The sequence below is a fragment of the Marinibactrum halimedae genome (assembly GCF_021234875.1).
Taxonomy (GTDB): Bacteria; Pseudomonadota; Gammaproteobacteria; order Pseudomonadales; family Cellvibrionaceae; genus Marinibactrum; species Marinibactrum halimedae.
This window is the reverse complement of the sequence record NZ_JAJQVM010000004.1, coordinates 109,989-135,687: the sequence shown is the minus strand read 5'-3', so window position 1 is coordinate 135,687 and position 25,699 is coordinate 109,989. Positions and strand designations below refer to the sequence as shown.

21 protein-coding genes are annotated in these 25,699 nt (G+C 47.4%); 9 read left to right on the top strand and 12 right to left on the bottom strand.

Going from position 1 to position 25,699, the window contains the following annotated elements:
* Positions 1 to 63: 63 nt before the first annotated feature.
* The 7 genes from LU351_RS03950 to rbsK form a co-directional block, all read right to left on the bottom strand.
* Positions 64 to 1,197: an iron-containing alcohol dehydrogenase gene (locus LU351_RS03950; RefSeq protein ID WP_232592749.1), complete on the bottom strand. Its 1,134-nt coding sequence runs from the start codon at positions 1,195 to 1,197 to the stop codon at positions 64 to 66.
* Positions 1,198 to 1,203: 6 nt separating this feature from the next.
* The gene (locus tag LU351_RS03945; protein ID WP_232592748.1) at positions 1,204 to 2,271 is read right to left on the bottom strand and encodes an aldo/keto reductase; all 1,068 of its coding nucleotides are present in this window, start codon (positions 2,269 to 2,271) and stop codon (positions 1,204 to 1,206) included.
* Positions 2,272 to 2,544: 273 nt separating this feature from the next.
* The gene (locus tag LU351_RS03940) at positions 2,545 to 4,449 is read right to left on the bottom strand and encodes an ammonium transporter (protein ID WP_232592747.1); all 1,905 of its coding nucleotides are present in this window, start codon (positions 4,447 to 4,449) and stop codon (positions 2,545 to 2,547) included.
* Positions 4,450 to 4,696: 247 nt separating this feature from the next.
* A complete protein-coding gene (locus tag LU351_RS03935; protein ID WP_232592746.1) occupies positions 4,697 to 5,674 on the bottom strand; it encodes an ABC transporter permease in 978 nt (325 codons plus the stop codon).
* Positions 5,675 to 5,776: 102 nt separating this feature from the next.
* Positions 5,777 to 7,324 (bottom strand): sugar ABC transporter ATP-binding protein, encoded by a 1,548-nt coding sequence (locus LU351_RS03930; RefSeq protein WP_232592745.1) that lies wholly within the window; start codon positions 7,322 to 7,324, stop codon positions 5,777 to 5,779.
* 63 nt (positions 7,325 to 7,387) lie between these two features.
* Positions 7,388 to 8,380: a sugar ABC transporter substrate-binding protein gene (locus LU351_RS03925; RefSeq protein WP_232592744.1), complete on the bottom strand. Its 993-nt coding sequence runs from the start codon at positions 8,378 to 8,380 to the stop codon at positions 7,388 to 7,390.
* A gap of 70 nt (positions 8,381 to 8,450) precedes the next feature.
* Positions 8,451 to 9,392, bottom strand: a complete 942-nt coding sequence (gene rbsK, locus LU351_RS03920) for a ribokinase (RefSeq protein WP_232592743.1) — start codon at positions 9,390 to 9,392, stop codon at positions 8,451 to 8,453.
* An 814-nt stretch (positions 9,393 to 10,206) separates the two neighbouring features.
* Here rbsK and hpf point away from each other — a divergent pair.
* Positions 10,207 to 10,578 (top strand): ribosome hibernation-promoting factor, HPF/YfiA family, encoded by a 372-nt coding sequence (gene hpf / locus LU351_RS03915; RefSeq protein WP_232592742.1) that lies wholly within the window; start codon positions 10,207 to 10,209, stop codon positions 10,576 to 10,578.
* A 127-nt stretch (positions 10,579 to 10,705) separates the two neighbouring features.
* Here the strand turns inward: hpf and cysE are convergent, their stop codons facing one another.
* The 4 genes from cysE to LU351_RS03895 form a co-directional block, all read right to left on the bottom strand.
* Positions 10,706 to 11,491 carry a serine O-acetyltransferase gene (cysE, locus tag LU351_RS03910; RefSeq protein WP_232592741.1) on the bottom strand — a complete coding sequence of 262 codons (786 nt, stop codon included), beginning with the start codon at positions 11,489 to 11,491 and terminating at the stop codon, positions 10,706 to 10,708.
* Positions 11,492 to 11,557: 66 nt separating this feature from the next.
* Positions 11,558 to 12,541 carry a serine/threonine protein kinase gene (locus LU351_RS03905; RefSeq protein ID WP_416053927.1) on the bottom strand — a complete coding sequence of 328 codons (984 nt, stop codon included), beginning with the start codon at positions 12,539 to 12,541 and terminating at the stop codon, positions 11,558 to 11,560.
* A 171-nt stretch (positions 12,542 to 12,712) separates the two neighbouring features.
* Positions 12,713 to 13,864: a beta-ketoacyl-ACP synthase III gene (locus tag LU351_RS03900; protein WP_232592734.1), complete on the bottom strand. Its 1,152-nt coding sequence runs from the start codon at positions 13,862 to 13,864 to the stop codon at positions 12,713 to 12,715.
* Positions 13,865 to 14,133: 269 nt separating this feature from the next.
* Positions 14,134 to 14,874: a ComF family protein gene (locus tag LU351_RS03895; protein WP_232592733.1), complete on the bottom strand. Its 741-nt coding sequence runs from the start codon at positions 14,872 to 14,874 to the stop codon at positions 14,134 to 14,136.
* Positions 14,875 to 15,166: 292 nt separating this feature from the next.
* Here LU351_RS03895 and bioB point away from each other — a divergent pair, with 292 nt between their 5' ends.
* Genes bioB through bioD form a run of 4 tightly spaced genes read left to right on the top strand, consistent with a single transcriptional unit; the run spans position 15,167 to position 19,891 of the window.
* Positions 15,167 to 16,213 carry a biotin synthase BioB gene (gene bioB, locus LU351_RS03890; RefSeq protein WP_348525029.1) on the top strand — a complete coding sequence of 349 codons (1,047 nt, stop codon included), beginning with the start codon at positions 15,167 to 15,169 and terminating at the stop codon, positions 16,211 to 16,213.
* A 29-nt stretch (positions 16,214 to 16,242) separates the two neighbouring features.
* Positions 16,243 to 17,418 (top strand): 8-amino-7-oxononanoate synthase, encoded by a 1,176-nt coding sequence (bioF, locus tag LU351_RS03885; protein WP_232592730.1) that lies wholly within the window; start codon positions 16,243 to 16,245, stop codon positions 17,416 to 17,418.
* 8 nt (positions 17,419 to 17,426) lie between these two features.
* The gene (locus tag LU351_RS03880; RefSeq protein ID WP_232592728.1) at positions 17,427 to 19,136 is read left to right on the top strand and encodes an alpha/beta fold hydrolase; all 1,710 of its coding nucleotides are present in this window, start codon (positions 17,427 to 17,429) and stop codon (positions 19,134 to 19,136) included.
* Between the two features lie 35 nt (positions 19,137 to 19,171).
* Complete coding sequence (bioD, locus tag LU351_RS03875; RefSeq protein WP_232592727.1) at positions 19,172 to 19,891, top strand: dethiobiotin synthase; 720 nt, start codon at positions 19,172 to 19,174, stop codon at positions 19,889 to 19,891.
* A 59-nt stretch (positions 19,892 to 19,950) separates the two neighbouring features.
* Here the strand turns inward: bioD and LU351_RS03870 are convergent, their stop codons facing one another.
* Positions 19,951 to 21,099 (bottom strand): ELM1/GtrOC1 family putative glycosyltransferase, encoded by a 1,149-nt coding sequence (locus LU351_RS03870; RefSeq protein ID WP_232592726.1) that lies wholly within the window; start codon positions 21,097 to 21,099, stop codon positions 19,951 to 19,953.
* Positions 21,100 to 21,480: 381 nt separating this feature from the next.
* Here LU351_RS03870 and LU351_RS03865 point away from each other — a divergent pair, with 381 nt between their 5' ends.
* From LU351_RS03865 to LU351_RS03850, 4 genes are all read left to right on the top strand, one after another.
* Complete coding sequence (locus tag LU351_RS03865; RefSeq protein WP_232592724.1) at positions 21,481 to 21,747, top strand: flagellar basal body rod C-terminal domain-containing protein; 267 nt, start codon at positions 21,481 to 21,483, stop codon at positions 21,745 to 21,747.
* Between the two features lie 21 nt (positions 21,748 to 21,768).
* Positions 21,769 to 22,842 carry a putative metalloprotease CJM1_0395 family protein gene (locus tag LU351_RS03860; protein WP_232592722.1) on the top strand — a complete coding sequence of 358 codons (1,074 nt, stop codon included), beginning with the start codon at positions 21,769 to 21,771 and terminating at the stop codon, positions 22,840 to 22,842.
* A gap of 611 nt (positions 22,843 to 23,453) precedes the next feature.
* The gene (locus LU351_RS03855) at positions 23,454 to 25,229 is read left to right on the top strand and encodes an acyl-CoA dehydrogenase C-terminal domain-containing protein (RefSeq protein WP_232592721.1); all 1,776 of its coding nucleotides are present in this window, start codon (positions 23,454 to 23,456) and stop codon (positions 25,227 to 25,229) included.
* Between the two features lie 263 nt (positions 25,230 to 25,492).
* Positions 25,493 to 25,669, top strand: a complete 177-nt coding sequence (locus tag LU351_RS03850) for a DUF3094 family protein (RefSeq protein WP_232592720.1) — start codon at positions 25,493 to 25,495, stop codon at positions 25,667 to 25,669.
* The last annotated feature ends 30 nt before the right edge of the window (positions 25,670 to 25,699 follow it).

The following is a 25,699-nucleotide window of genomic DNA, read 5'->3' as shown; positions in this document are numbered from 1 at the left end:
TAATGTTGTTCGTATCTTTATTTACGACGGCATTCACCACAGCATTTATTGCGGTGCTGGGCTTTATGCGTCGAGTACCCATTGTGCGATGGTGAAAAAGTCGTTTTCTTCAACTGTCCTCAGATTGGCATTGGCCATGGCGATGTTTTCCGGTTGTTGCATGACCGCAGCGAGTGTTTCATTGGTGAGACCTTCATGTGACACAGTTAAGTCAATTTTGACGTCACTGACCAATGTCTTAAAGGCTTTGGGTAGTTCATCAACGCTATTGAGTCCCATGGCAGAGGCAACGCCTTTATAAGCAGAAGGGTTGGCTTCAATGTTCCACTCCAGCGTGGCTGCCATACCCATCGCCACGGCAAGCCCATGGGGAATATGGGCAATCGAGCCAAGAGCGTGTGCAATATTATGAGCGATGGCCGTTCCGGCGTTATCGATGCCGATACCGGCAAGCGTTGCGGCCAGTTGCATATTGCCACGGGCGGTGAGGTTATCGGGCTCGCCGATTGCCGTGCGCAAATTTTCAGACACCAATCGAATGGCTTCATAGCAATACAGGTTATTGGCCGAGAACGCATTTTTATTGGTGGCCGCTTCCATGGCGTGAACCAGTGCGTCTACGCCGGTAATGGCGGTCACAAAAGGGGGCAAGCCACAAGTTAATGTAGGGTCGAGAACAATGTGGTTCGGTTTTAGGCCCGGCCCCCAAAACCAGTTTTTCACGCCGTCGTCTTCAGCGACTACGGCAACGCAGGTGGCTTCTGAGCCCGTGCCTGAGGTGGTGGGCACGCAAATCAGCAGGGGGCGATTTTCGGGTAAGGGTTCATTGGCTAAACGAAAATCGGAGACCGGCTTTTCGCTGGGCAATAAATTGGCGATGAGCTTTCCCGCATCCAAGGCGGAGCCCCCGCCCACACATACCACGGCGGTGTGAAGCGGGTCGGTGACTTTAGCGCGGGTTTCTTGAATAAACGCTTCCCGTGGCTCCCCTGGGGGTAACGCGGAAACAATAATGGCTTTTTGCGTGCTTTGTATGGGGGCCAGAATTTTTGGCTCAAGGCCGGCGCCTTGAACGCCGGGGTCGATCACGACAAGAATATGTTGAATCGATTCTGTGCTGAGTAAATCGGTGAGTTGCTCAAGCGCATTTGCCCCGGCATTAATGGCGGGAACGTGTGCGAGTTGGAATGGTGTCATGATGGGCTACCAGCTTGGTGATGTACTGTTTGATGATGTACTGTTTGATGATGTGCTGATCGGAGGAGCCGGTTCATTATCGTCGCCAGGCATAGCACGGGCACGACGAACCGGGTTGTGATCGTTGATGATGTCTTTCGGACGATAGAGCGCCTCTAAATAATCAATGTGTGCAGTATCCAGTGTGATGTCCAGTGTGCCAATGGCGGTTTCAAGCTGTTCAATGGACTGAGCGCCCACTAAGGGTGTCGTTACCTTCGAGCTTTGGCATACCCAAGCCATGGCCACTTCTGCTGATGTGATGCCTAAGTAATCGGCGACACGTTTCACGCGTTCAGCAATGGCAAGATCAATGGCATCACCAAAAAACTCAGTCGTAAAACCGTCGGTTTGAGTACGAATATCGTTGGCACCACTTAGCATGCCTCGGGCAAGGGGGCTGAAGGTGGAAACGGCAATTTTATCGTTCTCACACAGGGGCATCATCTCTCGCTCTTCTTCACGGTAAAGAAGGCTGTATTGGCATTGCATGTTAATGAATTTAGTCCAATTATTTTTTTCGGCAATGGCATTCATTTTGGCCAACTGCCATGCGTACATTGTCGAAGCGCCAATGTAGCGCGCTTTTCCTGCTTTCACGACATCGTGCATGGCTTCCATGGTTTCTTCGATGGGGGTGTCTGGGTCAAAACCGTGGATGAGGTAAAGGTCGAGATAATCGGTGCCAATGCGTTTCAGGCTGCCTTCGATGGCCGCAAGAATGTGTTTTCTAGATAAACCGACGTCATTGGGTTTATCACTCATGGCGTAATAGACTTTAGAGGCGAGCACCAAATCATCACGATTGACATTCGATAATAACGTTTCACCGACTACGCGTTCGCACTCTCCTAATGAATAGAAGTCTGCCATATCAAAAAAATTGATACCCAAATCTAGGGCTTTTTTTAAAATCGGCTCAGATTGATCTTTATTAAGTACCCATTCACGCCAGGTTGAGCTGCCGTATCCCATTGTGCCTAAGCACAATTTCGATACGCGAAGTCCGGTGGCACCGAATTTAACGTATTGCATACTGGTGGACCCATTCATTGCGGTTTTATTTTTGAGGCGACATTCATCACCTCACAGTGGTGTCTGCTTAGACTAGACAAGTCTGATTTGTGTCGTCAATTATTTTACTTCAGTTGAACTAAGGTTGTTTGGTATGCATTGAATGGAGAATGGAAAGAAATACATATGAATTAAATCTTTCAGACGGAAATCATCGTCAGTTGACGGGATTATGTTTGGATAAATTATTTTGAATAATGTTGTTTTTGTAAGAAGGCGATTTGCGAGTCAGTGTTAGTGCTCAGCGAAAATCTTCTCCTCGTGTATTTTTATTTGGTTGCGACCGTTCTTTTTCGCCTTATACAAACACTTATCGGCCTCTCTTAATACTTTTTCGACAGAAGTTGTTTGTTTCAACTCAGAGACGCCAATGCTAATGGTAATGGAAATGGTGATGTGCTCATCAATTAATATGGGTGTCTGCTCCACTTGTTGTTTGATCATTTCAAGTCTTTCTATTACTTGTTCCGCAGGTGTTTCCATAATAATTAAAATAAACTCTTCTCCACCTATTCGACCGAAATAGTCTGTATTTCGGACATGAGGTTTGATCATGTCGGTAAAAGATTTAAGGGCTATGTCCCCAACCTCGTGGCCGTGGGTATCATTAATGTTTTTAAAGTGATCAATATCCATAATGGCTATGGTGGCGACTTGATCATTACGGTCAATCCGCTGTTTTTCTTTGGTTAGAAGCTGGGTAATGGATCGACGATTTCTCACGCCGGTCAATGCATCGTGTTCGGCTAGCCAAACGGCTTTTTTCAGATCTTGTTCTCGCGAGCGCTCTAAATCATTAAATTTATCCAGTACAGAATTGTAAAAAGTGGCAATGTGATGCTCTTGTGTATGGGGCTCCACCACGATTCGATGATTAAACATGCCAAGTTCTGCTTGAGCAGACATTTGATTAATTAAATCCAGCATGGCGGTGGAAGAGCCATGGGCCCACACATTAAGACCAATCACTTCGCCTGACTTGGGTACACGCAGAGGGCGGTATCGGTTGATAAGAGATAAAAGGCTGTATGCGGCACCAAAGGCAAAAACTCCCGCCGTGAAAATTCCAAGACATTGGATGCAGATAGCATTAATGCGCGATGCATCGCCTTCTAGAGGAATGACCATACCAACCAGCAGAGTACCCCAAATACCGCTGACCAAATGAACGGGAATCACACCAATGCCATCGTCAATTTCAAGCTTTTTGAACCAAGATTGAAACGTAGAGGGAAAAACACCGGCAATGGCACCTGCGACTAAAGCATGCCATGGCATAAAAATGTCAGCTCCTCCAGTGGTGGCTACTAAACCACATAAACCGCCATTCATTACGTGTATAACACGAGTTTGCTGATAGCGCCGATAAGACAAAAGCATGGCGGAGATGACACCTGCAAGCCCACTGAGAAAGGTATTGAATAAAATTAACGGTGTGGTACTGGTAAGGAAGAGCTGAGAGCCGCCGTTAAACCCAAGCCACCCGATCCACAATAGAAATACCCCAATGGATGACATTGGTAGTGAGGAGGGGCGTATAGGTTGGCGGTCGGTGCCAAAACGACCTAAGCGTGGCCCCACTACCAGTGATGCTGCAAGTGCGACCCACCCGCCAACGGAATGTACGACAGTGGCACCAGCAAAATCGTAAAAATTGAGTGCGCCTAACCACGCATAAGGGTTATCACTGAAGAGCTTGTCCCCCCACGCTAACCGCCCAAACACAGGGTAGATAAAAACGGAGGTGAGTATGGCAATCGTTAAGTAGCCTCTTACACGCATTCGCTCTACTACTGCGCCGGAAATCAACGTTACGGTTGTGGCACAGAGTATGGAGTGAAACATGATAAAGACTAATTCACCGGGTTCATTCTCGAACCAAATACTGTGTAAGTAGGCACCCATAGAGCCTAAAGGGCCAAACATAATGACAATGCCGAAAAACGTGAACAGCAACATGCTGATACAAAAACCCATGCAATTTTTCATCACCACATGAATGTTGTTTTTCTCGCGTACTAATCCCACTTCATAGCAACTAAAACCCAGCTGCATGAAGATAAGTAAGCAAATGCACAGTAGCGTCCACACGAGATGGGAACCTTGGATTTCACTGAGTTGTGCGAAGCTTTCTATCATCTGGGAATACTTTTCACTATTTTAATAACTGTATGAGCCAATGGCCGGTAAGTTTTTAAATTGATAGGCAAACATACTTTATGTGACAGGATCCGGTATTCGACTTTTGTCTAGGGGAGTGTCGAAATAAGACTGAAGGGAGAGGGGAATCTGAAATCAGAATAAAAAGATTGGAGGCGTAAGAGGCTTCAGGAAAAAGAGCAAGGGAAAAATAAGCCAGCATTGCCGCTGGCTTATGAGGGACAGATTAAGCGTTCGATTTACGCTGGAAGAACTGAGCTAGAGGTTCGCGGTATTGGTCGAACAAGACCGCTGCCACAATGACCAAGCCGGTGATGATTCGTTTGGCGGGTTCTGAAACGCCCAATTGCGCTAAGCCGGTTTGCATAACGGCAATAATTAACACTCCGAGGAAGGAGTTCACCACAGAGCCGCGCCCCCCAGAGAGACTGGTGCCACCGATGACCACAGCCGCAATGGCGGATAACTCTAGGCCGATACCGGCATTGGGGTCTGCTGATTGTAAATAGCCCAATTGGAACGCACCACCTAAGCCTGCTAACAATCCGGCAATAGCAAAAACCGTGACTTTCCAAAAAACAGGATTAATACCCGAAAGTCGAACCGCTTCTTCATTGGTGCCGATGGCAATCATATAACGGCCAAATACGGTTTTGCTCAGGACTAATTGCGCAATAATAACCACACATACGGCAGCGATCAGCGACACAGAAACCCCAAGCATCGGAACAGGAGCGCCGAGAAACTCAACTGCTGTACCCAAATATTTGGTCTCAGAACCGGTAACAAGGTACGAGCCGCCTCTGGCAATTTCGAGCATACCTAAGGTAACGACGAAAGAGGGGATCGACCAGCGGGCACTCACAAAACCATTGGTAATACCGGCCATTAATCCCACCGCAAGTGCTGCGAAAAAGGCTAAAAATAACGGCCATTGAAAATCTGCAATCATGACGCCCATAACAGCGGCACACAATGCCATCACCGAACCCACGGACAAATCAATACCAGCAATTAACAGAACGTAGGTCATGCCAACGGCGATCACTGTTAAGGCAGGAATTTGATTCATTAGGGTTCGAAAGGTCACACCAGAGAAAAAATATTCACTCATGGCGCTGAAGAAAATCACTAGGGCGATCAAAACGCCAATAAGCCCTAGAGAGTTCCAGGGTAATTTAATCGAGCGATTAAAAATCTGCATACGAAGTTACTCGGTTTGTTGTGGCTAAATTGTTAAAAAAAGTGTTCGTTAAAATAGTGTGTTCACCCAAGCGGATGTTGGTTTGAGTGAACGAATTGTGTATTAGGCCGTTTCTTCTTTGTGCTCCGTTTGGGGCTTGGAGTAGAAGCGGAAACTGGCTTCTAATAATTGTTCTTCCGTTAAGGTTTGTGGGTCGAATTCTCCGGCCAATTTACCGTTGGACATCACCACAATACGATCTGAAACCCCCATTAATTCTTGAGTTTCACTGGAAATCACAATCACGGCTTTGCCTTGAGCAGCTTGTTCACGAATTAAATCGTGAATACGCGCTTTTGCGCGAGCGTCTACCCCACGGCTGGGCTCATCGAAGAGAAGAATGGGTAAATCTTTCAATAACCAGCGAGCAATTAAAGCTTTTTGTTGGTTACCACCACTGAGGTTGGAAATCGGTTCACTTAGCGTGGTGTATTTGATGGCAAGGCGTTCGGAAATATTCGCCACCATTTTTTCTTCTTCCGTGGTATCGACAACACTTAACCCGTTCGATAAATCATTGAGCTTACAGATCGACATGTTATCAATCAGTGAGCCTGACAAGTGTAGGCCTTGCCCTTTGCGATCTTCCACGACCATGCCAATACCGGCACTGATGGCTTTTTGCGGTGTGGTAAAGCGGTGTGCTTGCTGGAAATTATCTGATGCGAGCTTCACGCTCCCAGCATCGGCCACGTCTGCACCAAAAATTGCGCGCAACAATTCGGTGCGACCCGAGCCGATCAATCCGCCAATGCCTAAGACTTCGCCTTGGTGCACATCCAGAGAGACATCTTCAAATGCCCCTTTGCGGGAAAGGTTTTCCACTTTCATGGCGATATCGCCACGTTGACCACGGGTATCGGTATCCAGCGCTTGGTGCTCAACGTTGCCGGCCATTAGGTTGACGATGGTGTCTTCGTCGATATCGGCGGCATTTTCGGTGGCCACTAATTGGCCATCACGAAGGATAGAAATACGATCGGAAATACGGCGGATTTCATCCATACGGTGAGAAATGTAAATAATGCCGACCCCTTGCTCGCGCAGTTTGTTGAGCTGGTCGAATAGGAGCTCAATTTGAGGGTCGGTTAAGGCGGCGGTGGGTTCGTCAAGAATCAACAGTTTAACCGGGTCAGCCAGTACGCGGGCAATTTCAATCAACTGTTGTTGGCCCACACCCAACTCGCTGACGGGGGTATCTGGGTCTAGATCGGCCAAGCCAACGGTTTCTAGGGCTTTACTGGCTTTTTCTCTGAGGGCGCTGTGGTTAATCCAGCCGCCTTTCCCGCCTAAGTGTTTGAAGCCGAGGTTTTCGGCGATGCTTAACGTCGGGAAGAGGTTAAGCTCTTGCATTACCATTCGAATGCCCAGGTCTTCGGCGTCTTTTACTGATCCGGGGGTATGGGGTTTGCCTTCGAAGGTGAGGTTACCTTGTGTGGGTTGATGAATACCACAAATGATATTGCTTAATGTGCTTTTACCGGCACCATTACTGCCCATAAGCGCATGAATTTCACCACGGCGAAGGGTGAAATTCAGGTCAACGAGGACGGGTACCGCAAAGGTTTTATACAAACCCTGCACATCAAGGAGAAGTGTGTTTTCGGTCATGGAGTGTCTCTGTTCAGTGTTTGCTCGCGGCCGATGCGTTTAGGGCGCATCGGCACGGGGTACTTACTGAGCTACGTCAGCCGTTAGGCTTTCTTTAGTGATAAGTTTAATGGGGGTTTTGCGGTCTTCCGGTGAAGCGCCTTCTTCTAAAATCTGTAGGGCGTATTCGATACCAAAGACAGCGAGTTGATCACCGTATTGATCAGCCGTGGCCAACATTTCGCCAGACTTCACAAGGTCTTGTGCTGCGGAGATGTTGTCAAACCCAACGACTTGTACCGCATCGGCACGGCCAGCTTGACGAACGGCTGCCACAGCGCCCAGGGCCATAGAATCGTTCGCGGCAAGAATGGCTTTTAAGTTCGGGTTTTCAGACAAAATGGCGGCGGCAATGGTGGCGGCTTTGGCTTGTTCCCAGTCGGCAGATTGAGTGGCAACGATATTCATGCCGGCAGCATTCATGGCGTCTTCAAAACCGGCTTGGCGTTGCTGGGCGTTAAAAGCACCAGGAATACCACCAATAATGGCAACTTCATCGCCTGCCGTTAATTGGGTGGCTAGGTGCTCACCGACCAGGCGCGCGCCCTCACGGTTGTCTGGGCCAACAAAGGGAATGGTTGTTTTCATCTGACCTAGGATAGTTTCGTCGAACTTGTTGTCGATGTTGATCACTACAATGCCTTGATCCATCGCGCGCTTGGCAACCGGTAAAAGGCTTTTAGAGTCCGCAGGCGCAATGATGATCACATCGACACGGCTGGCCATCATTTGCTCTACCAATGAAACCTGTTGAGCTAGGTCACTTTCGTTCTTGATGCCGTTAATTAGAAGCTCGTACGATTCTGGATTTTCAGCTTGGTGGGTTTTGGCGCCTTCGGCCATATTGATGAAGAACTCATTGGCCAGAGACTTCATAACCAATGCGACTCGAACGGGTTTATCTCCACTAGCGTCGGTGCTTGAGGTCTCGGATTGTTGCGAAGAGTCGCAACCACTTAAAAAAGACAAGGCCAAAACGGCGGTGCCCATTAGGCGAAAAAATGACTTGGCTAGCATGGTTATTCTCTTTTTTGTGTCATATCAGATTATGTGGTGCGAGGTTGCACCACGATGATGGCAAACGCAATTAGCGGTGGTTCTTGCTAAATTCAGTGGTTTCTTCACGGGTTGGGATCGATGGAATAGCACCTTCCCGTGTAACCGACAATGCCGCTGCCGCCATAGCGGTTTCAATGGCTTGAGTGTAGTCGCCGGTTTGGGCAATGACGGCAGCAAGATTGCCACTAAAGGTATCACCTGCCGCTGTGGTGTCTTTCGCGTCGACGACAAAAGGAGCAAATGTTTGTTTGAGAACAGCCCATTGGTCTTGGAAGAGCGCAGCACCGTTTTTGCCAAGGGTAACGATCAGGTTGGTTACCCCTTTATGGATAAGGGCTTCTGCGGCGGCGTTGAGTTCGTCTTCGGTGTCGGTTGGCATACCAGATAATTGTGCCAGTTCCCCTTCATTGGGGGTGAGAACATCCACGTATTGGAAGAGTTCATCGGGGAGTGAGCGGGCAGGGGCTGGGTTTAAAATGACTTTGGTCTTCGCTTCATGCGCGATTTTTGCGGCAGCGAGTACGGACTCAATGGGGGTTTCTAACTGTACAAGCAGAACATCGGCAGCACTGATGGTGTCACGATGTTGGTTAACTAACTCAGGCGTCAATTCTCCGTTTGCGCCTGCGGTTAAACCGATACAGTTTTCTGCGCTTTCATCGATGAAGATACAGGCCGTGCCCGTGGTGGTATTGCTCAAAGTGGCAACGGCGCTGGTGTTCAGACCAATGGCTTCGAACTCTTCTCGTACGGTGGTACCGGTGGCGTCATCGCCAATGCAGCTAATAAAAGTGGTGTTAGCACCTGCACGATGGCAGGCAACGGCTTGGTTGGCCCCTTTGCCGCCCAGGTTGGTTTTTAATCGTCCTTCACCCACGGTTTCACCTGGTGTGGGTAGGTGTGGGAGATACATACAGATATCCCAGTTGGTGCTGCCCAGTACAACGACGGTTGCAGAAGATGCATTCACTGTTGAGTCCCCAAAATGATGCGTAATAGCTCAGTATTTTTATGGTTTCAGGTTAAGACTCAGAAACATAACCATTTGGTCAGGTATTGTCCACCCCGATTACGATGGAATGTTCCAAAGTCGCTCTCTTGATAATGATACGAAGTATACATCGCTTGTTAGATGGAATCGTTTTTATTGGTAAACCCGAAGGTGTTAGTGGCTTTCCCTGCTGGGACTTAAGGATAAGAGAAGAGCAGCGCAAGTAAGACAGGCTTTCCTAACTCGCTTAGGTCCTGAGTAAAGCAGTGAATGGTCACTTTCGATCTTGCTCAGAAAAGGGGGTTCTGATTTTGCTGCGAAATAAAGCAGATTTGATCTTTGGCAAGGTTGCAAAAAAATTATGAAAAATGGCTTGTAAAATACGCCTCTAACCCATAAGTTTTACAATAAGATGAAGAAAAAAATCAGATGCTTAACATTGTGTTTAAATAATGGTATTTGAATATTTTTTATGGCTTTTTATATGGTATGTGTTTTAGCTTGCCTGTGGTCTAGGCGTGCATAAAAAGCAGAGAAATCGTTATAAAAATCGCTCGACAAAGAGAGCGTTTAATAAAAATAAGCAACACAGCTGGGAGTGGGGTAATTCAATAATGCTTTTTCATGGTTTGTGAACGTTTGCCATGATGCCGATAAATTTTTTTTCGAAAATAACGCTGCTCAATGAAGAAAAAGTTGAGGTGTTGTTGGTATTAAAATTGATATTAAAATCGGTATTCAAATAGAGGTAACGGTCGCATGCCTTTCTTGCAAAAACGGAGGGTAATCTCGTATGCAAATTAATCTTTCTGGCCACCACGTTGAAGTCACTGAAGCTTTGCGTCAATGTGTTCATGCAAAGTTATCAAAAGTATTTAGTCACAACCCCTCTCTTTCTTCTATTTCTGTCGTACTGAATGTTGAGCCTAAACAACAATCTGTTGAAATGATTACTCAATTCATGGGCACTCAGGTGGCCATTAGGGCGGTTGCTCAAGATCTTTATGAAGCCATTCCTTCTGCAGCAAAAAAACTCGAAGCCGCGCTTAAGCACCGTAAAGGGCAAGTGAAATCTCATGGTAATACACGAGTCTCTGACAATATTACGGATGGGCTTTCAGTGGCTGCTAATGTGAGTGACGAAGAAGTGAATAACGTTGCGTAAAAAATAGAAAGTCTTATTGCCGAAAATAACGGAATAAAAAACGGGGCAAAAACCCCCGTTTTTTAGGCCTCTTTATAGCCTTATCAATGAATTCAAATCTCAATAGATTTTTGATAAGCGGTCTTATTTATTTCCCTCGGCATTTTAATTCATGACACATTTCATGGGCGGGGTTATCTGTAGTAGCCCGACCAATTTCCACTGCCGGTACGCCAGCAACAACCGTGTGTGCTTTTACGGGTTTTAAAACCACGCTGCCAGCACCTACTTGAGCGCCTTCTCCGACTTCAATATTGCCAAGAATTTTTGCCCCTGCGCCAATTAAGACCCCACGACGAATTTTGGGGTGTCGATCTCCAGAGACTTTTCCGGTTCCGCCTAGAGTGACCGACTGCAAAATCGAGACATCGTCATCGACCACGGCCGTCTCACCAATCACGATTCCCGTTGCGTGATCGAGGAAAATACCTTTACCAATAGTGGCGGCTGGGTGAATGTCCACACCCAATACCACAGAAATTCGATTTTGAAGAAACAACGCCAAAGGCTTTCGGCCTTGGTGCCAGAGGTGAGAGGCAATCCGAAAGGCCTGAAGGGCGTGATACCCTTTATAAAACAAGAACGGAATCGACAATGTATCGCACGCAGAGTCCCGCTCCATTACGGCATGAACATCCGCTCGTGCAGCGGCCCCAATTTGTGGTTCAGCGGCCATGGCTTCTTGCACGACTTCACGAATAAGCAGTGCCGATGCGGTTGGGCTATCTAGCTTATGCGCCAACAAAAAACTTAGAGCGGCTTCTAACGTATCGTGATTGAGAACCGTTGCATGAAGAAAGCTGGCAAGAATCGGTTCTTCTTGTGCATGAATGGCGGTGGCTTTGTGTATCGTTTCCCAAGTGGTATCAGTCACGGTTTTTCTCTTGTTCCTTGTCTTTCGTTTGGGTTTTATCGTTTTGTGTGTCGTTAGAGATGTAGTTTACGGAAAAATACTCAATGGCTCTTCATCTAAAGCGGCCATTTGTTCTCGTAATTCCAGTATATGTTCTGCCCAATACCGTTCTGTATTAAACCATGTGAAATTGCGTTGAAAGGCGGGGTCATCCCAACGGCGCGCCAGCCAAGCGGCGTAGTGCATAATTCGGAGTGTACGCAGGGGTTCGATGAGCCTAAGTTCTGCGGGGTTAAAATTGCAAAACTGGTGGTAGCCTTCAAGTATTTCGCCTAACTGGGCCGTTTGCTGAGCACGATCACCAGACATCAACATCCATAAATCCTGAACGGCTGGGCCATTGCGGGCATCATCGAGGTCGACAAAGTGCGCGCTGTCATCCCGCCAGAGTATGTTCCCAGGGTGGCAGTCCCCGTGCAGACGAATGTTTTGGTAATCCACTTGCGCGAACACGGGCAGCATTTTTTCGATGAGGTGTTGGCTTAAGCTCTCGTAGGCTTCCCTTAAACTGCTTGGGATAAAATCTTGAGTGAGCAAATATTCTCGTGATGTGATGGCAAAACTTTCAACATCTAAGGTGGGACGGTGCGTGAAGGTGGTACGTTGGCCTACCGAGTGCAATCGGCCAATGAGGCGCCCCAGTACCAAAAGGTGGTCGAAGTTATCCAGCTCAGGTGCATGGCCGCCGTAGCGTCGGAAGACGGAAAAACGAAATTGGTCGAAGCGATGAAGGGTTTCTCCCGCTTCGTTTGCTGTAGCGCACACGACGGGGACTTCCAATTCTGACAACTCTTCACCAAACCGATGCTCTTCCAAAATTTGGTCATCGCTCCAGCGTTCAGGTCGATAAAACTTGGTAATGACAGGATTGTCGTCTTCAATGCCTACTTGATAAACGCGATTTTCATAACTGTTCAGGGCTAGGATACGGGCATCGGTTAAATAGCCTACCGATTCCACTGCATCTAATACGCAGTCTGGGGTGAGGGCTGAATACGGGTGCGTATCGATGCTCTCGTCCAGAGAGTCGTTCTTCACGTCTGTGGTGTGTTGAGGTGATGATGTGTTGGACATGGGTCCATTCTCCTGACAAATACAGGTGTTAACCTACCAGTCAGGGAATGGAGTCTCAAGCAAGGTTTAATGCTTTTGGACTAACGTTTTTAGGCTAACATTTTTGGACTAACGTTTTTGTACGATCAAAGAACCGATGGAATAGCCCGCTCCGAAGGAGCAGATTACCCCGGTGTCACCTGCGACTAAATCTTCATGGTGAAGGTTAAAGGCAATAAGTGAACCTGCCGATGCGGTATTCGCATATTGGTCGAGAACGATCGGTGCTTCATCTGCCGTTGCATCTTGCCCAAGTAAGCGCTTGCTGATCAACAAATTCATATTGATATTGGCCTGATGCAGCCACCAGCGGCGAAGATCATTGGCCGTGAGTCCGTGTGCACTCAAGTGATCGCTGATGTGTTCGGCGGCCATTGGGCATACTTCTTTGAACACTTTGCGACCATTTTGATGGAACAGGGCGTCTGCTGCATAAGGGTCGGTATCGCTGGCACGGCTGGTGTAGCCAAAATTTGAACGGATATTGTTGGAGTACACGGTAGCGGCTTTGATGCCTAAAATATCGTAGCTGTGTTCGGATTGGCAGCAGTCTGCACGCTCAATCACTGTAGCGACAGACACATCTCCAAAAATAAAGTGGCTGTCACGATCGCAGAAATTTACCTGTGGTGAGGTGAGTTCAGGGTTAATCACCAATACGGATTTGGCTGTACCTGCCGCGACCATTTCATAGGCTCTGTGCAAACCAAACGTGGCTGCTGAACAGGCCACGAGCATATCAAAGCCGAAACCGTTAATACCTAAGGCGTGTTGAACCTCAATGGCGATAGCCGGGTAGGAGCGTTGCGTGTAAGCACAGGAAACAATCACTGCATCGATATCACTAGCTTGTTTGTTCGCATTTTTCAGCGCGATACGTGCGGCATTAATCGCAATTTCGGCTTGAACGGAAATTTCATCATCGTTGCGTGGCGGAATGTAAGGGCGCATACGATCGGTATCGAGGATGCCTTCTTTTCGATACACGAAGCGGCTCTTAATACCGGAGGCTTTTTCAATAAACTCAGCGCTGGAAAACGGTTTCGCGTTCAGTTCACCTGCTTCAATGGCCTCGGCGTTTTCTTGATTGTATTTTTCCGCATAGGCGTTGTAAGCCTCGACCAGCTCTTCGTTGCTGATTGACTCAGGTGGCGTCCATAACCCTGATCCGCTGAGCACAATTCCGGAGGTTGATGGTTTACTGGTGGTCATGTCAGTCATGAATGGCTTGCCTTTTTTGAATTTTTTGTCAGTTGGCAACGGTGGAGGATCGATGAAGTACTGAACGGTGTGTCAGTAATTTGGTGAATGCCTGCCCGCGCTATTGGAATTCTCTCAAATTAAAATTGTGCCCGAAGTTAGTGCTAGGCGCCATGTGGTTGTGGCTGAAAGATGTTTATATTTGACCTATATGCCAGTCTAGTTCAGTTACGTTGGATGTTTTAACCGGTTTATTATTCGATAAAATTGGAATCAGCCTAAAAAATAACCTAACAAGAAGTCTCTGGTGTTCTCGCAATGGCCCATACGGTTACATTTTTAATACCGGCTGCTTTCAAGGCTTGCGATGCCATTTCCACTGTGGCGCCAGTAGTCATAACATCATCGACTAATGCAATATTTTTCCCTTTACAGCGGTGTAGGAATTTCTCTGAAATCGTGAAGGTATTTTTCAAATTCATTAGCCTCTCCTTGCGTGTTAAGTGCTGTTGGGCTTTTGAAGTACGGGCTTTTCGGAGCGCCGTAAGACAGTCGATATGCAAGTATTGGCCGAGTGTTTGAGCGATGATTTCAGCCTGATTAAACCCACGTTGTAACTGGCGCGACCAATGTTGAGGGACTGGCACGATCACGTCTACGTTTTGTAAACCTGCATGGTTGTCGCTTAATTGAATAGACTTCAGCCATTCATGGGCCAGCAGTACACTAATTTCAGGATGGTGTTGGTGCTTGCAGCGTTTGATTAGGTAGTCCACTGGAAATTGATATAAAAAAGGTGCGATAACCGCATCAAAAGAGGGCGGTGTTTTCTGACAATGGCCGCAGAGGCTAACCGGCGTAGAAGTCGGTATACCGCATCGAGCGCAAGTAGCGGAAACCTTGGGTAATAGTGCTTGGCAATACTCGCATAAGTCGTTATGACATAGGTCGTTATGACACTGACTCTTGTGACCTTGATGATCATGCGCAGCACTATGAGATTTAGAGTCTGTGCTTTCTGTCTGGGGCATTTGGCATAACATGCAACGGTATGTATGACGTTTGATCAGTGACTGTGGTAACCAACGCTTGGGGCGCTTCATTTTTGTTTGTCTGGTTTCGTCTATTTGAATTGTTGTGTTGATCGTGAATCTGACTGCTTTTTGAACCACTGTTAACCAAATGTCCTTCGTTTGGTTGACAGCGTTAAGTCACTGGATAACATGGGCACTTATAAAATAAAAGAATAGAGACCCCATCATGACAACCTCTGCTCCGCGTTTTCCTGATTATCAGGGTGTACATTCCCAATCTTCGTCAGTTATGGTTCGCCATGATTGGTCACGACAAGAAATTTTGGACTTATTGGCTTTGCCCTTTATGGATTTGGTGTTTAAGGCGCAAACGGTTCATCGTCAATATTTCGACCCAAACCAAGTTCAAGTTAGCACACTGTGCTCTATTAAAACGGGCGCCTGCCCGGAAGACTGCGCGTATTGTCCGCAATCGGCCCGTTATGACACCGGGCTTGAGAAAGAAAAACTCATGCAAGTCGAGGCGGTAATTGAAGAAGCTCAAGCCGCGAAAGCGAGTGGTGCCAGCCGCTTTTGTATGGGAGCGGCGTGGCGTTCTCCCAAAAACAAAGATATGCCTTATGTGTTAGAGATGGTCAAAGGGGTGAAAGCCTTAGGCTTGGAAACGTGCATGACTCTTGGCATGTTAAAAGAAGAGCAAGCAGAAGCGTTGGCAGAGGCGGGCTTGGATTATTACAACCACAATCTAGATACCTCCCCTGAGTTTTACGGGGACATCATCACCACTCGTACCTACCAGGATCGCCTAGATACCTTAGCGAATGTGCGGGCTGCCGGAATGAAAGTGTGCTGTGGCGGCATTGTTGGGATGGGAGAAGAAGACAAAGACCGAGCTGGCCTGTTAATGCAATTGGCTAATTTGCCTGATCACCCCGAATCGGTGCCGATCAATATGTTGGTGCGTGTAGAAGGGACACCCTTGGCGGATCAAGCGGACCTTGATAGCTTCGATTTTATTCGCACTATCGCGGTTGCTCGTATCATCATGCCAAAGTCGTATGTTCGTTTGTCGGCAGGACGAGAAGACATGAATGACGAGATGCAAGCACTGGCCTTTATGGCAGGGGCTAACTCGATTTTTTATGGGGAAAAGCTGCTTACCACGCCTAACCCTGAGTCCAACAAAGACATGGCCCTTTTTGCTCGATTGGGGATTACGCCCGAACAGCGTGAGGTGCATGAGTCAGAAGCCGATCAAGAACGTTTGGTGAACGAGCAATTAGTAGAAGCTCATAATGAACGTTTCTTCTATGATGCCGCGAAAGCGACTTCATAACGTATATAGCGAATATACAGAGGTCATTTGTGGAGCTCGAAGCCTTACTGAGCGCGCGTTTATCTGAACGCAAACGTGAGCATCGATACCGCTATCGGCGTGTGTTAAGCAGTGCCCAAGGCCCCCGAGGTGTGGTCGATGGCAAAGCAATGTTGTCGTTTGCCAGTAATGATTATCTCGGATTGGCTAACCACCCCAAAGTGACCGAAGCCCTCACAGCAGCGGCCAAACACTGTGGTGTCGGCAGTGGCGCTTCTCATCTTGTGAATGGACACTCCCACGAGCACCATCAACTCGAAGAGGCTTTGGCGGAATTTACCGGACGCGATCGCGCCTTGTTATTCGGCTCTGGCTATATGGCGAATCTCGCTTGCATTACAGCGTTGATGAGCCGAAGCGATTGGGTGTTGGAAGATCGGCTTAATCATGCGTCACTGTTAGACGCAGGTTTGCATTCTGGTGCTGCATTCAAACGTTATCAGCATAATAGTGTTGGGGATGCGCAGAAATGGGCAGAGCGTTTGTCAGGTAAGCAGGTTTCCGGGCATGGGATGATTGTGACAGACGGTGTATTCAGTATGGACGGTGATGTTGCCCCACTGAATGCGCTTTCTGATCTTGCTCAATCGCACAACGCGTGGCTCATGGTCGATGATGCCCATGGTTTTGGTGTCTTAGGCCCGAAAGGGGCTGGCTGTGTAGATGACATGGGTCTCAGCCAACAGCAGGTTCCTATCTTGATGGGGACATTAGGGAAGGCGCTGGGCTGTTACGGTGCGTTTATTGCGGGCAGTGATGTATTAATCGAGAGCTTGATACAGTTTGCTCGTCCTTATATATACACAACGGCAACGCCTCCTGCGATAGCGGCTGCTGCTCGGGCTGCACTGAAACTGGTTGAATTAGAGCCGCAACGACGTGAGTGCCTTAATCAACATATTGCCTATTTTCGCCGGGAAGCGGAGCATTTGCCCGTCACCCTGTTGCCGTCTCATTCCCCCATCCAGCCTCTTTTAATAGGCGATGAAGAATCTACCATGGCCATTGCCCAAGGGTTGGAAAGCCGTGGCATATTGGTGGGTGCAATACGCCCACCTACTGTCCCGAACGGAACAGCGCGTTTACGCATCACTTTATCTGCTTCACATACCACTGACGATATCACTCAACTGCTTGAGGTGCTGCATAGCCATCTGAGCACCTAGGTTACTCAATGAACACCCAACAACACTCTTCAACAGTGGTACCTCAAGAGTCTTCCACTGAACTTTACATTCACTATCGTGCAGCTACTGAACAGGCAATTTTGTCTGAGCCCATTGTCTTGCTAGGTGGATGGGGGTTTTCACGATCGGTTTGGGGGGCTTTTTTAGAGAGGCTTAATACTTTTTGCCACCTCTACACCCTGGATTTGCCGGGTTTTGGTGAGAATAGACATTTCCCTCAAAATATCCATTGTTTAATGCAGCAGCTTCCTGAGCGGGCGGTGTATGTGGGATGGTCTCTGGGGGGAATGATTGCCACACAGCTGGCCCATTATTATCCGCAAAGGGTTTCTCGGTTAGTCACACTGGCCAGTAATGCTCGATTCGTTGCGTGTGATCAGTGGCCTACTGCCATGGAGTCTCAGGTATTTGATGGTTTTTTTCGCAAAGTATCAGAAAGTCCGCAGGCGGCCATTCACACCTTCCAAGGGTTAGTGGCACAAGGCAGTCGTCAAGCGCGTCAGACGTTGCGTACTTTGAAAGGGTCTGTGTTGGATGATCATACAGAAGAGCTTAATGGGGGTTTTAATGGACAGCTTAGTGGACAACTGCAGGACGGCTTACGATGGCTGTTTACGTTAGATAACCGTCAGCCCCTAGCGTCTTTGCAGATGCCTTCGCTGTTGTTCTTTGGTTCGGGAGATCAATTAGTACCGATTGAGGCTGTTTCAGCTATACAACGATTGAACCACAACGCAGATGTACACGTTTTGCCTAGTAATCATGCATTACATGTGGATGCTGAAACTGAGGTATTGGAACAGATACGTGAATTTCTCAGTCAAGGCCGGTATTCGTTCCATAAACAAGCTGTCGCCTCTTCTTTTAGCCGAGCTGCGGAGACTTACGATGAAGTGGCGGAACTTCAGCAGCATGTTGGTACTCAACTAATGGCACGCTTTTGCTCTCGTATTGGAGAGGCGCCTGATTCTCTGCCTGCAATGGATTTGCCCGTGATGGATTTGCCCGTGATGGATTTAGGTTGTGGAACGGGGTTTTTTATTCCCCCGTTGTGTTCCATTCCAGAGGTGAGCAATGTTATCGGTGTGGATTTGGCGGAAGGAATGCTGAGGTATGCCCGTGAGCGGTATACAAAAGAATATGCCGATGACGACAGGGTAACTAACCTTGTTCAGAACGCCTCTTGGCTTACAGGCGATGCGGAGCAATTACCATTATCCAATGCGTGCTTAGGGGGCGTGTTTTCTAGCCTCGCCATTCAATGGTGCGCCAACGTAGATCAGCTATTTGGAGAATTGAATAGGGTGATGGCCCATGGAGCAATAGGAGCCCTAGCCACACTGGGGCCGAGTACGCTATGGGAATTGAGGCAAGCATGGTTAGACGTTGATGATTACACCCATGTAAACCGCTTTATAGAGAAAGAGAGCCTGTTTTCAAGTGTGAGTCGGCATTTTGATATTGAGGCGCTTGAAGCTCATACCCACACCCTGTATTACCCCAACTTACGTGAGTTGAGCCGCGCACTAAAATCCGTCGGGGCACACAATGTAAACGGAGGTAAGCCAGCTGGTCTAATGGGTAAAGATCGATTGAAAAAACTGGAAAATGCCTACGAGTTATTGCGGACTCCTTCTGGTTTACCGTTAACTTATGAAATATATGAACTACAGATTGTCAAACCGCCAAAGCGTTAATTTCAACGGCTGAGCGGAATCATCGAAGAAATCTAATGAGTCAGAATTACCGATATTTTGTTGCTGGAACGGATACGGATGTTGGAAAAACCTTTGTTTCCTGTGCTTTGTTGCAAGCGGCGCGAACAAGAGGTTTGCAAACAGGTGCTCTTAAACCCCTCTCGGCAGGATGTCAGCCCACCCCTCAAGGCTTGAGAAACAGTGATGCCTTGGCCCTAATGCAATTTATGACATTGAATTTGTCTTACCATACTGTAAACCCTGTTGCACTGGCTCCGCCTATTGCTCCGCACATTGCGGCAATGCATGTGGATAAAGAACTTTCCGCCGCAAGACTTGCACACTTTTGTAATACGGCCATGCGCCAACCCGCAGACATGTGGTTAGTTGAAGGGGCGGGAGGGTGGCGCGTGCCACTCAATGGCAAAGAAATGCTTTCGGATGTCGCTAAGTACTTGAAGCTGGATGTGATTTTGGTGGTCGGTATGCGGTTAGGCTGTTTGAGTCACGCTTTGCTGTCGGCAGAGGCCATTCGTCGCGATGGCCTTAATATAAGGGCGTGGGTGGCTAATGTGATTGATCCGTCTATGTCTGCATTGGAAGAAAATATCGCTTCTCTCAATTATTTATTACAAGCGCCCTGCTTAGGGACGATCCCAAATGTGCAAGACCCGATAGAGGCCGCTCCTTACCTGTCGCTCGACCCATTGTTTGAAGTGCCATTGCTGGATGAGCCTCTTTTTGAAAACCCGTAGAAAAGGCGCTTGTAGATGGGTCTAGGTTATAAAGAAAAGTCAAAAAAGCGTACCATGCCTCAGTGAGGTGCCGTGAATGCCGGTGTTGAATGACTTATGGGATCTTCGATCTGTCTACCTTGGTGCCCCCTTCCGATGTGCAATAAATTGAGTTGATCTAACTGCTCTGCAATACGCAAACAGTGATCTTCATAACTTAATTTAGGTGCCAATGTTTGAAAGTGTTCAGGGCGTTCTATCGTCATTCGCTGAAGCAACCCTTGTTTCTCCATGTATTTGATTGCCTTAACATGGTTAGCGCCTTTGTTTTTGATTTTACTGGGCTGTAATGTCACAACGGGTTTAATCATTGCAACGGCTTCACTGATCATGCTCAAGCTGTCCTCTGTTACGAATAACCTATCTCCAGCACCGAGGAAGGCCATCACATCTCCTTGTTGATCTTCGTGAAACCAAATGCCAGAAGCAACATAGGTAATTGCGCCGGAGTCGAGCAGGCATTGTCTGAAGTACCTTTCGGACTCGGGTGTTGTGCGTCTAGAGGAACTGATTAACCAATATACGCCATGTTCTTCACTGCATTGTCGGATAAATTCGGCTAACTGACGCCAGTCTTTTTTATTGTAACGATAACCACTGCCATTCCCACCGATCAGTAAACTCCAATAGCGGCGTTGCCCAGTAAGCGATTGCTGGATTAACCGTTGACCACTGTCTAGAGCAGACTCTCTTTCCGTTCTGGAAAGGGCGATGCCGGTTCGAATAATATGATTATTATTCCGGTCATGATGTTTTTTCACATTACGCCGAATGATCGCAGAAAAAAAGGAGTGTGGAATTTTGTGAGGGTCCCCAATGACAATATTGGGGACATTCCAAAAGCGCGATAATACGACGTTAAGCGCAACGAGTTTTCCACCGAAAGAAATGATCAGGTCCGGCTTACAGAGGCGGGGGGTAAGTTGTGTACCATCACTTTGAAGAATCCATTTGCGATAGGTGTATACCCCTAAGCGCGTGAAGTATTGCGCCCAAAGTCGGTTACTTTGACACCATTTTCGTGCGGCTTTTTTAAAGCTTGGGAAGCGTAAATGCGCTTCTGCGGTGACAATATCGGCAAATTCGTTCTGCTCTCTGACCAGCTTGGCTAATCCTAAGCTTTGACTCAGGTGCCCTGCTTTCCCATCGTGTAATACCAAAATCAACATGCCTCAATAACCTCTTCAAAGGTGGGATTACCAAAGGAGCGTAAGTGGGCTTTATGAATGACGGTTGACACAAACGTTCTAGTTTCTTGACGATTTGGCGCCAAAGCTTCTTCTTGAGGATGACGTGTTAATACTGGCCACTTTGGGTTGTATTATGGTTTTTTATCAAAATATTGAGTGCTTTATAATCGAAAATGGTATTAAACGAACCTTTTCAACCGGTGGTGTGAGCGTAAAATACTGAACTGGTAGCGTCTAATTGTGAAAGGTAGATAAAACAGGGTAGCGTGTTCTAACACCGTTTTATTAAACATACGGTTTTATTAATTATGCTTTGTTTTCTATTAAATATTTGGTGTTAAAAGTAGGTGATAGCGATTCATGAACGTAACGGGTAATGGAGCAAATAGCCTTAGTGGAAGTGGTCTTTTACAACAAGGCGTACAAGGTGTGAGCCGCAGTGGTCAAGCATTGCAAAGTACAGCCAATGATATCGCTCGTGCTGGTACAACAGAACCATTAACCATCGCGGGCACGGCAGAATCGGTCGTCACCATGATTACCCAGCAGCAAATTTTTGATGCATCCGCTGAGGTCATTTCGGTTGCTGATGAAAACCTTGGCACACTGATTGATGCAACGGCGTAACGAACAACGTTGAATTAACACATGATCACGAATATTCCGTCTAACTTCGCCAACTCCGTGGCGGCATACTCTTCGGCAGTGTCTCAGCCGACGGGAGAGGCGAGTCGTGATGATACTCCTACGACGTTTCGCCCTGTGGAGCAGCTTGCAGAAACGGCAGCGACGGAAAATCGTGTTTTTCGTCAAGACTTATCCGCTCTGGCAGACCAGCGACAGGCATTGAATAATTTCTCTCAAGGCGGCTTTTCTCAAGCGAATACTTTTCAAGGCAATGTCCGTAATCGTAGTGGACAGGCTGAGTTGTCCAGTGGTGGTTCTGGCTTAAGAACGTCCCCAGACAATTCGATAGATGAGATTTTTGGAGAGACACCCAGTGAGCCTGCGTTGCGGCAAGGACAAGGTGTGAATGGAGAATCAGAGGAAGGGGGAAATGCTATTGAGGGCAACGGGGTTAACGGGGCTTCTGAACCCGATGATCCATTTGCAGAGGTGGGTGATAACGCCAATGCCGCAGCGGAAGAGACGCGCGAGCAGCAAGAGCTGCAAGAAATTCGTGAGTTACAAGCGCGAGACCAAGAAGTACGAAATCACGAAGCCGCACATGTAGCCGTGGGTGGCCAATACGCAGGCAGCCCTACTTTTGAATATGAGCGAGGCCCAGATGGTGTAAATTACGCAGTGGCCGGCGAAGTGCCCATTGATACCAGTGAAGTGCCCTCAGACCCTGAGGCCACAATGCGCAAAGCTGACCAAATTATTCGTGCGGCATTGGCGCCTGCTGAACCGTCTTCCCAAGACAGACGCGTGGCTGCGCAAGCCACCCAAATGCGGGCACAAGCACAGCAAGATTTAGCCGCGATGGAGCGAGAAGAGCAAGCTCAGGCGGCTGAAAGCTCAGAACTTCGTAGAGAGGAAGCGCAAGCTCGCGCCGAAGAGGGGCGTGCCCTACAAAACGCCGCCAGAAGTGCAACAGTGGAAAACATAGGCAGCATTCAGGATATTAACCAAGTTGTTTTTGACCTGAATCAGCGTTTAACGGCTATTGGCGTGATTGACTCAAACGCCCCCGGTTCCGTCATTGATGCTGTGGTTTAGTGTCGTGTGCTCTTCATCTTCTTAGGTTTTCGTTTTTCTTGCCTCTCACCTTCTATTTTTTCCTTTCCTTATTTTCTTACGTTTCTTTTTCATGTGATCTTTAATAAGCGACCATTATTAGTGAAAGTCCATGGGTTAACAGTCCTTGGCTTAAAAATCATGGGTTAAAAAACATAGGTTAAAAAGCGTTTGGGTGAATTTGATCTAAGGTTTAAGTAATGAATGGCTTCTCAATGATTGCGAATTACGATAAGCCGATGAGTATTTCAGTGCGTAATGCCCTTTAGGGAAATATCGGGCGTTGAATTGCTAGCCGAAATAGCAAGCTTTAGTGCCAATAACGGTTTCGTTGTTCCGGAAAATTGATTTGTCTATTGACTTTGAATTCCCTAAAAATTATGTTTCAAACGTTTGTTTAAATATCAAAAGCCTCAAGTCGATTGAAACTCCATGCCAGACTATAGGATAGCGTCGCCATCCAGAGTCACTGAGAGGGTCAATGGTGAGGAAAGCAACGCGGTATAGGCACTGATGCAGTCAGCAATCTCAATGCGGGCTAGTGATTTCTACACCGACGACACATCACATGAACGCACATGAGAGAAAAGGTTATGGCAGATTATCAAGCACCCCTCGATGACATTCGTTTTTTACTGAAAGATGTTTTTAAGGTGGATGAGTTTTGGGCGTCGTTGCCCGGTGTTGCGGATGTGATCGATACCGATACCGCCGATGCGATTTTAGAAGAGGTGGGTAAAATAGCCGCTACGGCCATTGCGCCGTTAAATCATTCTGGAGATGAACAAGGTGCAGATTGGAACGGTGGCGATGTAAAAGCACCAGCAGGCTTTAAAGAAGCCTATCAAACTCTTTGTGAAGGCGGTTGGTGCGGCCTAGGTGGCAGCCCTGAGTTTGGCGGCATGGGCATGCCAAAATCGTTGACTGCTCAAGTAGAAGAAATGATTCAAGGCGCATCATTGGCTTTTGGTTTGGCTCCTATGCTAACCGCCGGTGCGTGCTTATCGTTGTTAAACCACGGTTCACAAGAGCTGAAAGAAAAGTATTTGCCTAAAATGTACAGCGGTGAGTGGTCTGGCGCCATGGATTTGACCGAGCCTCATGCGGGCACCGACCTTGGTATTATTCGCACCAAAGCCATCCCATCCAAAGATGGCACCTACTCCATTACGGGCACCAAGATTTTTATTACTTGGGGTGACCATGACATGGCCGACAACATTATTCATTTTGTGTTGGCCAAACTTCCGGATGCGCCTGCTGGCTCGAAAGGCATCTCTTTGTTCTTAGTGCCTAAATTTCATGTGAACGATGACGGCAGTTTGGGTGAGCGTAATCAATTCGCGTGTGGTTCCATTGAAAAGAAAATGGGCATTAAAGGTTCAGCAACCTGTGTGATGAATTACGACGGCGCTAAAGGCTGGATGGTAGGGGAGCCGAATAAAGGCTTAGCGGCTATGTTTACCATGATGAACTACGAGCGCTTAGCCGTGGGTATTCAAGGGTTGGGCATTGCAGAAGCTTCTTATCAAAGTGCTATTGAATATGCTCGTGAGCGTATCCAAAGTCGCTCTGCTCAGGGCCCCCAGAACCCTGAAAAATCCGCTGACCCAATTATCGTCCATGCCGATGTACGTCGCATGTTGATGACGATGAAAGCTTGGACGGAAGGCAGTCGTGCATTCTCAACATACGTTGCCAGTTGGTTGGATCGTGCTAAGTTTGCAGAGAGCCAAGAAGATAAAACCGAATCCGATGGTCGTGTGGCCTTACTGACACCGGTGGCAAAAGCCTTTATGACCGATCGTGCTTTGGAAACCACGGTGATTGGTCAACAAGTCTTTGGTGGCCATGGCTATATTGCGGAATGGGGCCAAGAGCAGTTGGTGCGTGATGTGCGTATTACGCAAATTTACGAAGGCACCAACGGTATTCAAGCAATGGATTTAATGGGCCGTAAGGTATTAGGTAATCGCGGTGAATGGTTGAGTGGCTACATTAAGGAAATCCAATCCTATGCCGAATCTGTTTCCTCAAACGATGCTTTGGCCGGGTATGCCGCAACGTTGATTGCAGAGGCGAACAGTCTTTCTGAAGTGGCAGGCCAAGTGGCGGACCAAACGGCCAATGATCGTGAAGCACCAGGAGCCGCTGCTGTCGATTTTCTTGATTTAGTGGGGTACGTTAGTTATGCCTACATGTGGCTGAAAATTGCTGACGCCGCCAGCCAACAAGACTCCGATTTTGCTAAGGCGAAATTAAAAACCGCACAATTCTTCTATCAACGTTTATTGCCAACCACTCAATCGTTACGAGCAAAAATTGCAGCAGGTAGTGATAGCATGAATTTAGCGGCGGAGTTATTTTAATTAAGAGCTGTCTATTCATTTACCATATCGTTAGAGTCAATAAACTCAAAAAAGTCGATAGATGGATAAAATGAATGGTCGAGAAAAAGAAAGGTGACTGAAAAAGTCGCCTTTTTTTATGTGTGTTTTTCTATTATCTTTTTACCGACACTATTTTTTACCAACCTGTTTTTACAGGCACTATTTTGTGCCAACGCTATTTTGTATCAACACTTTTTACCAACATAGCATTATTGATCTCATACGACCCTATTGGATTTTCTATGCCTCTTCTCAATTCAAATGATCAGCGCAACGTGGATAAATATGTCTCCAGTGGCATTAACGCCGTTGAGAGAAAGCCCTTTCGTCCGTGGTTATTGTTAGGTGTTATATTGCTCACTATGTTGTTATTTAGTGCATTGGCGTGGTGGATTGGCTGGTTTGCAGGGGTTGTCTAATCGAAATGGGCAGCGATTTACCTACAACAT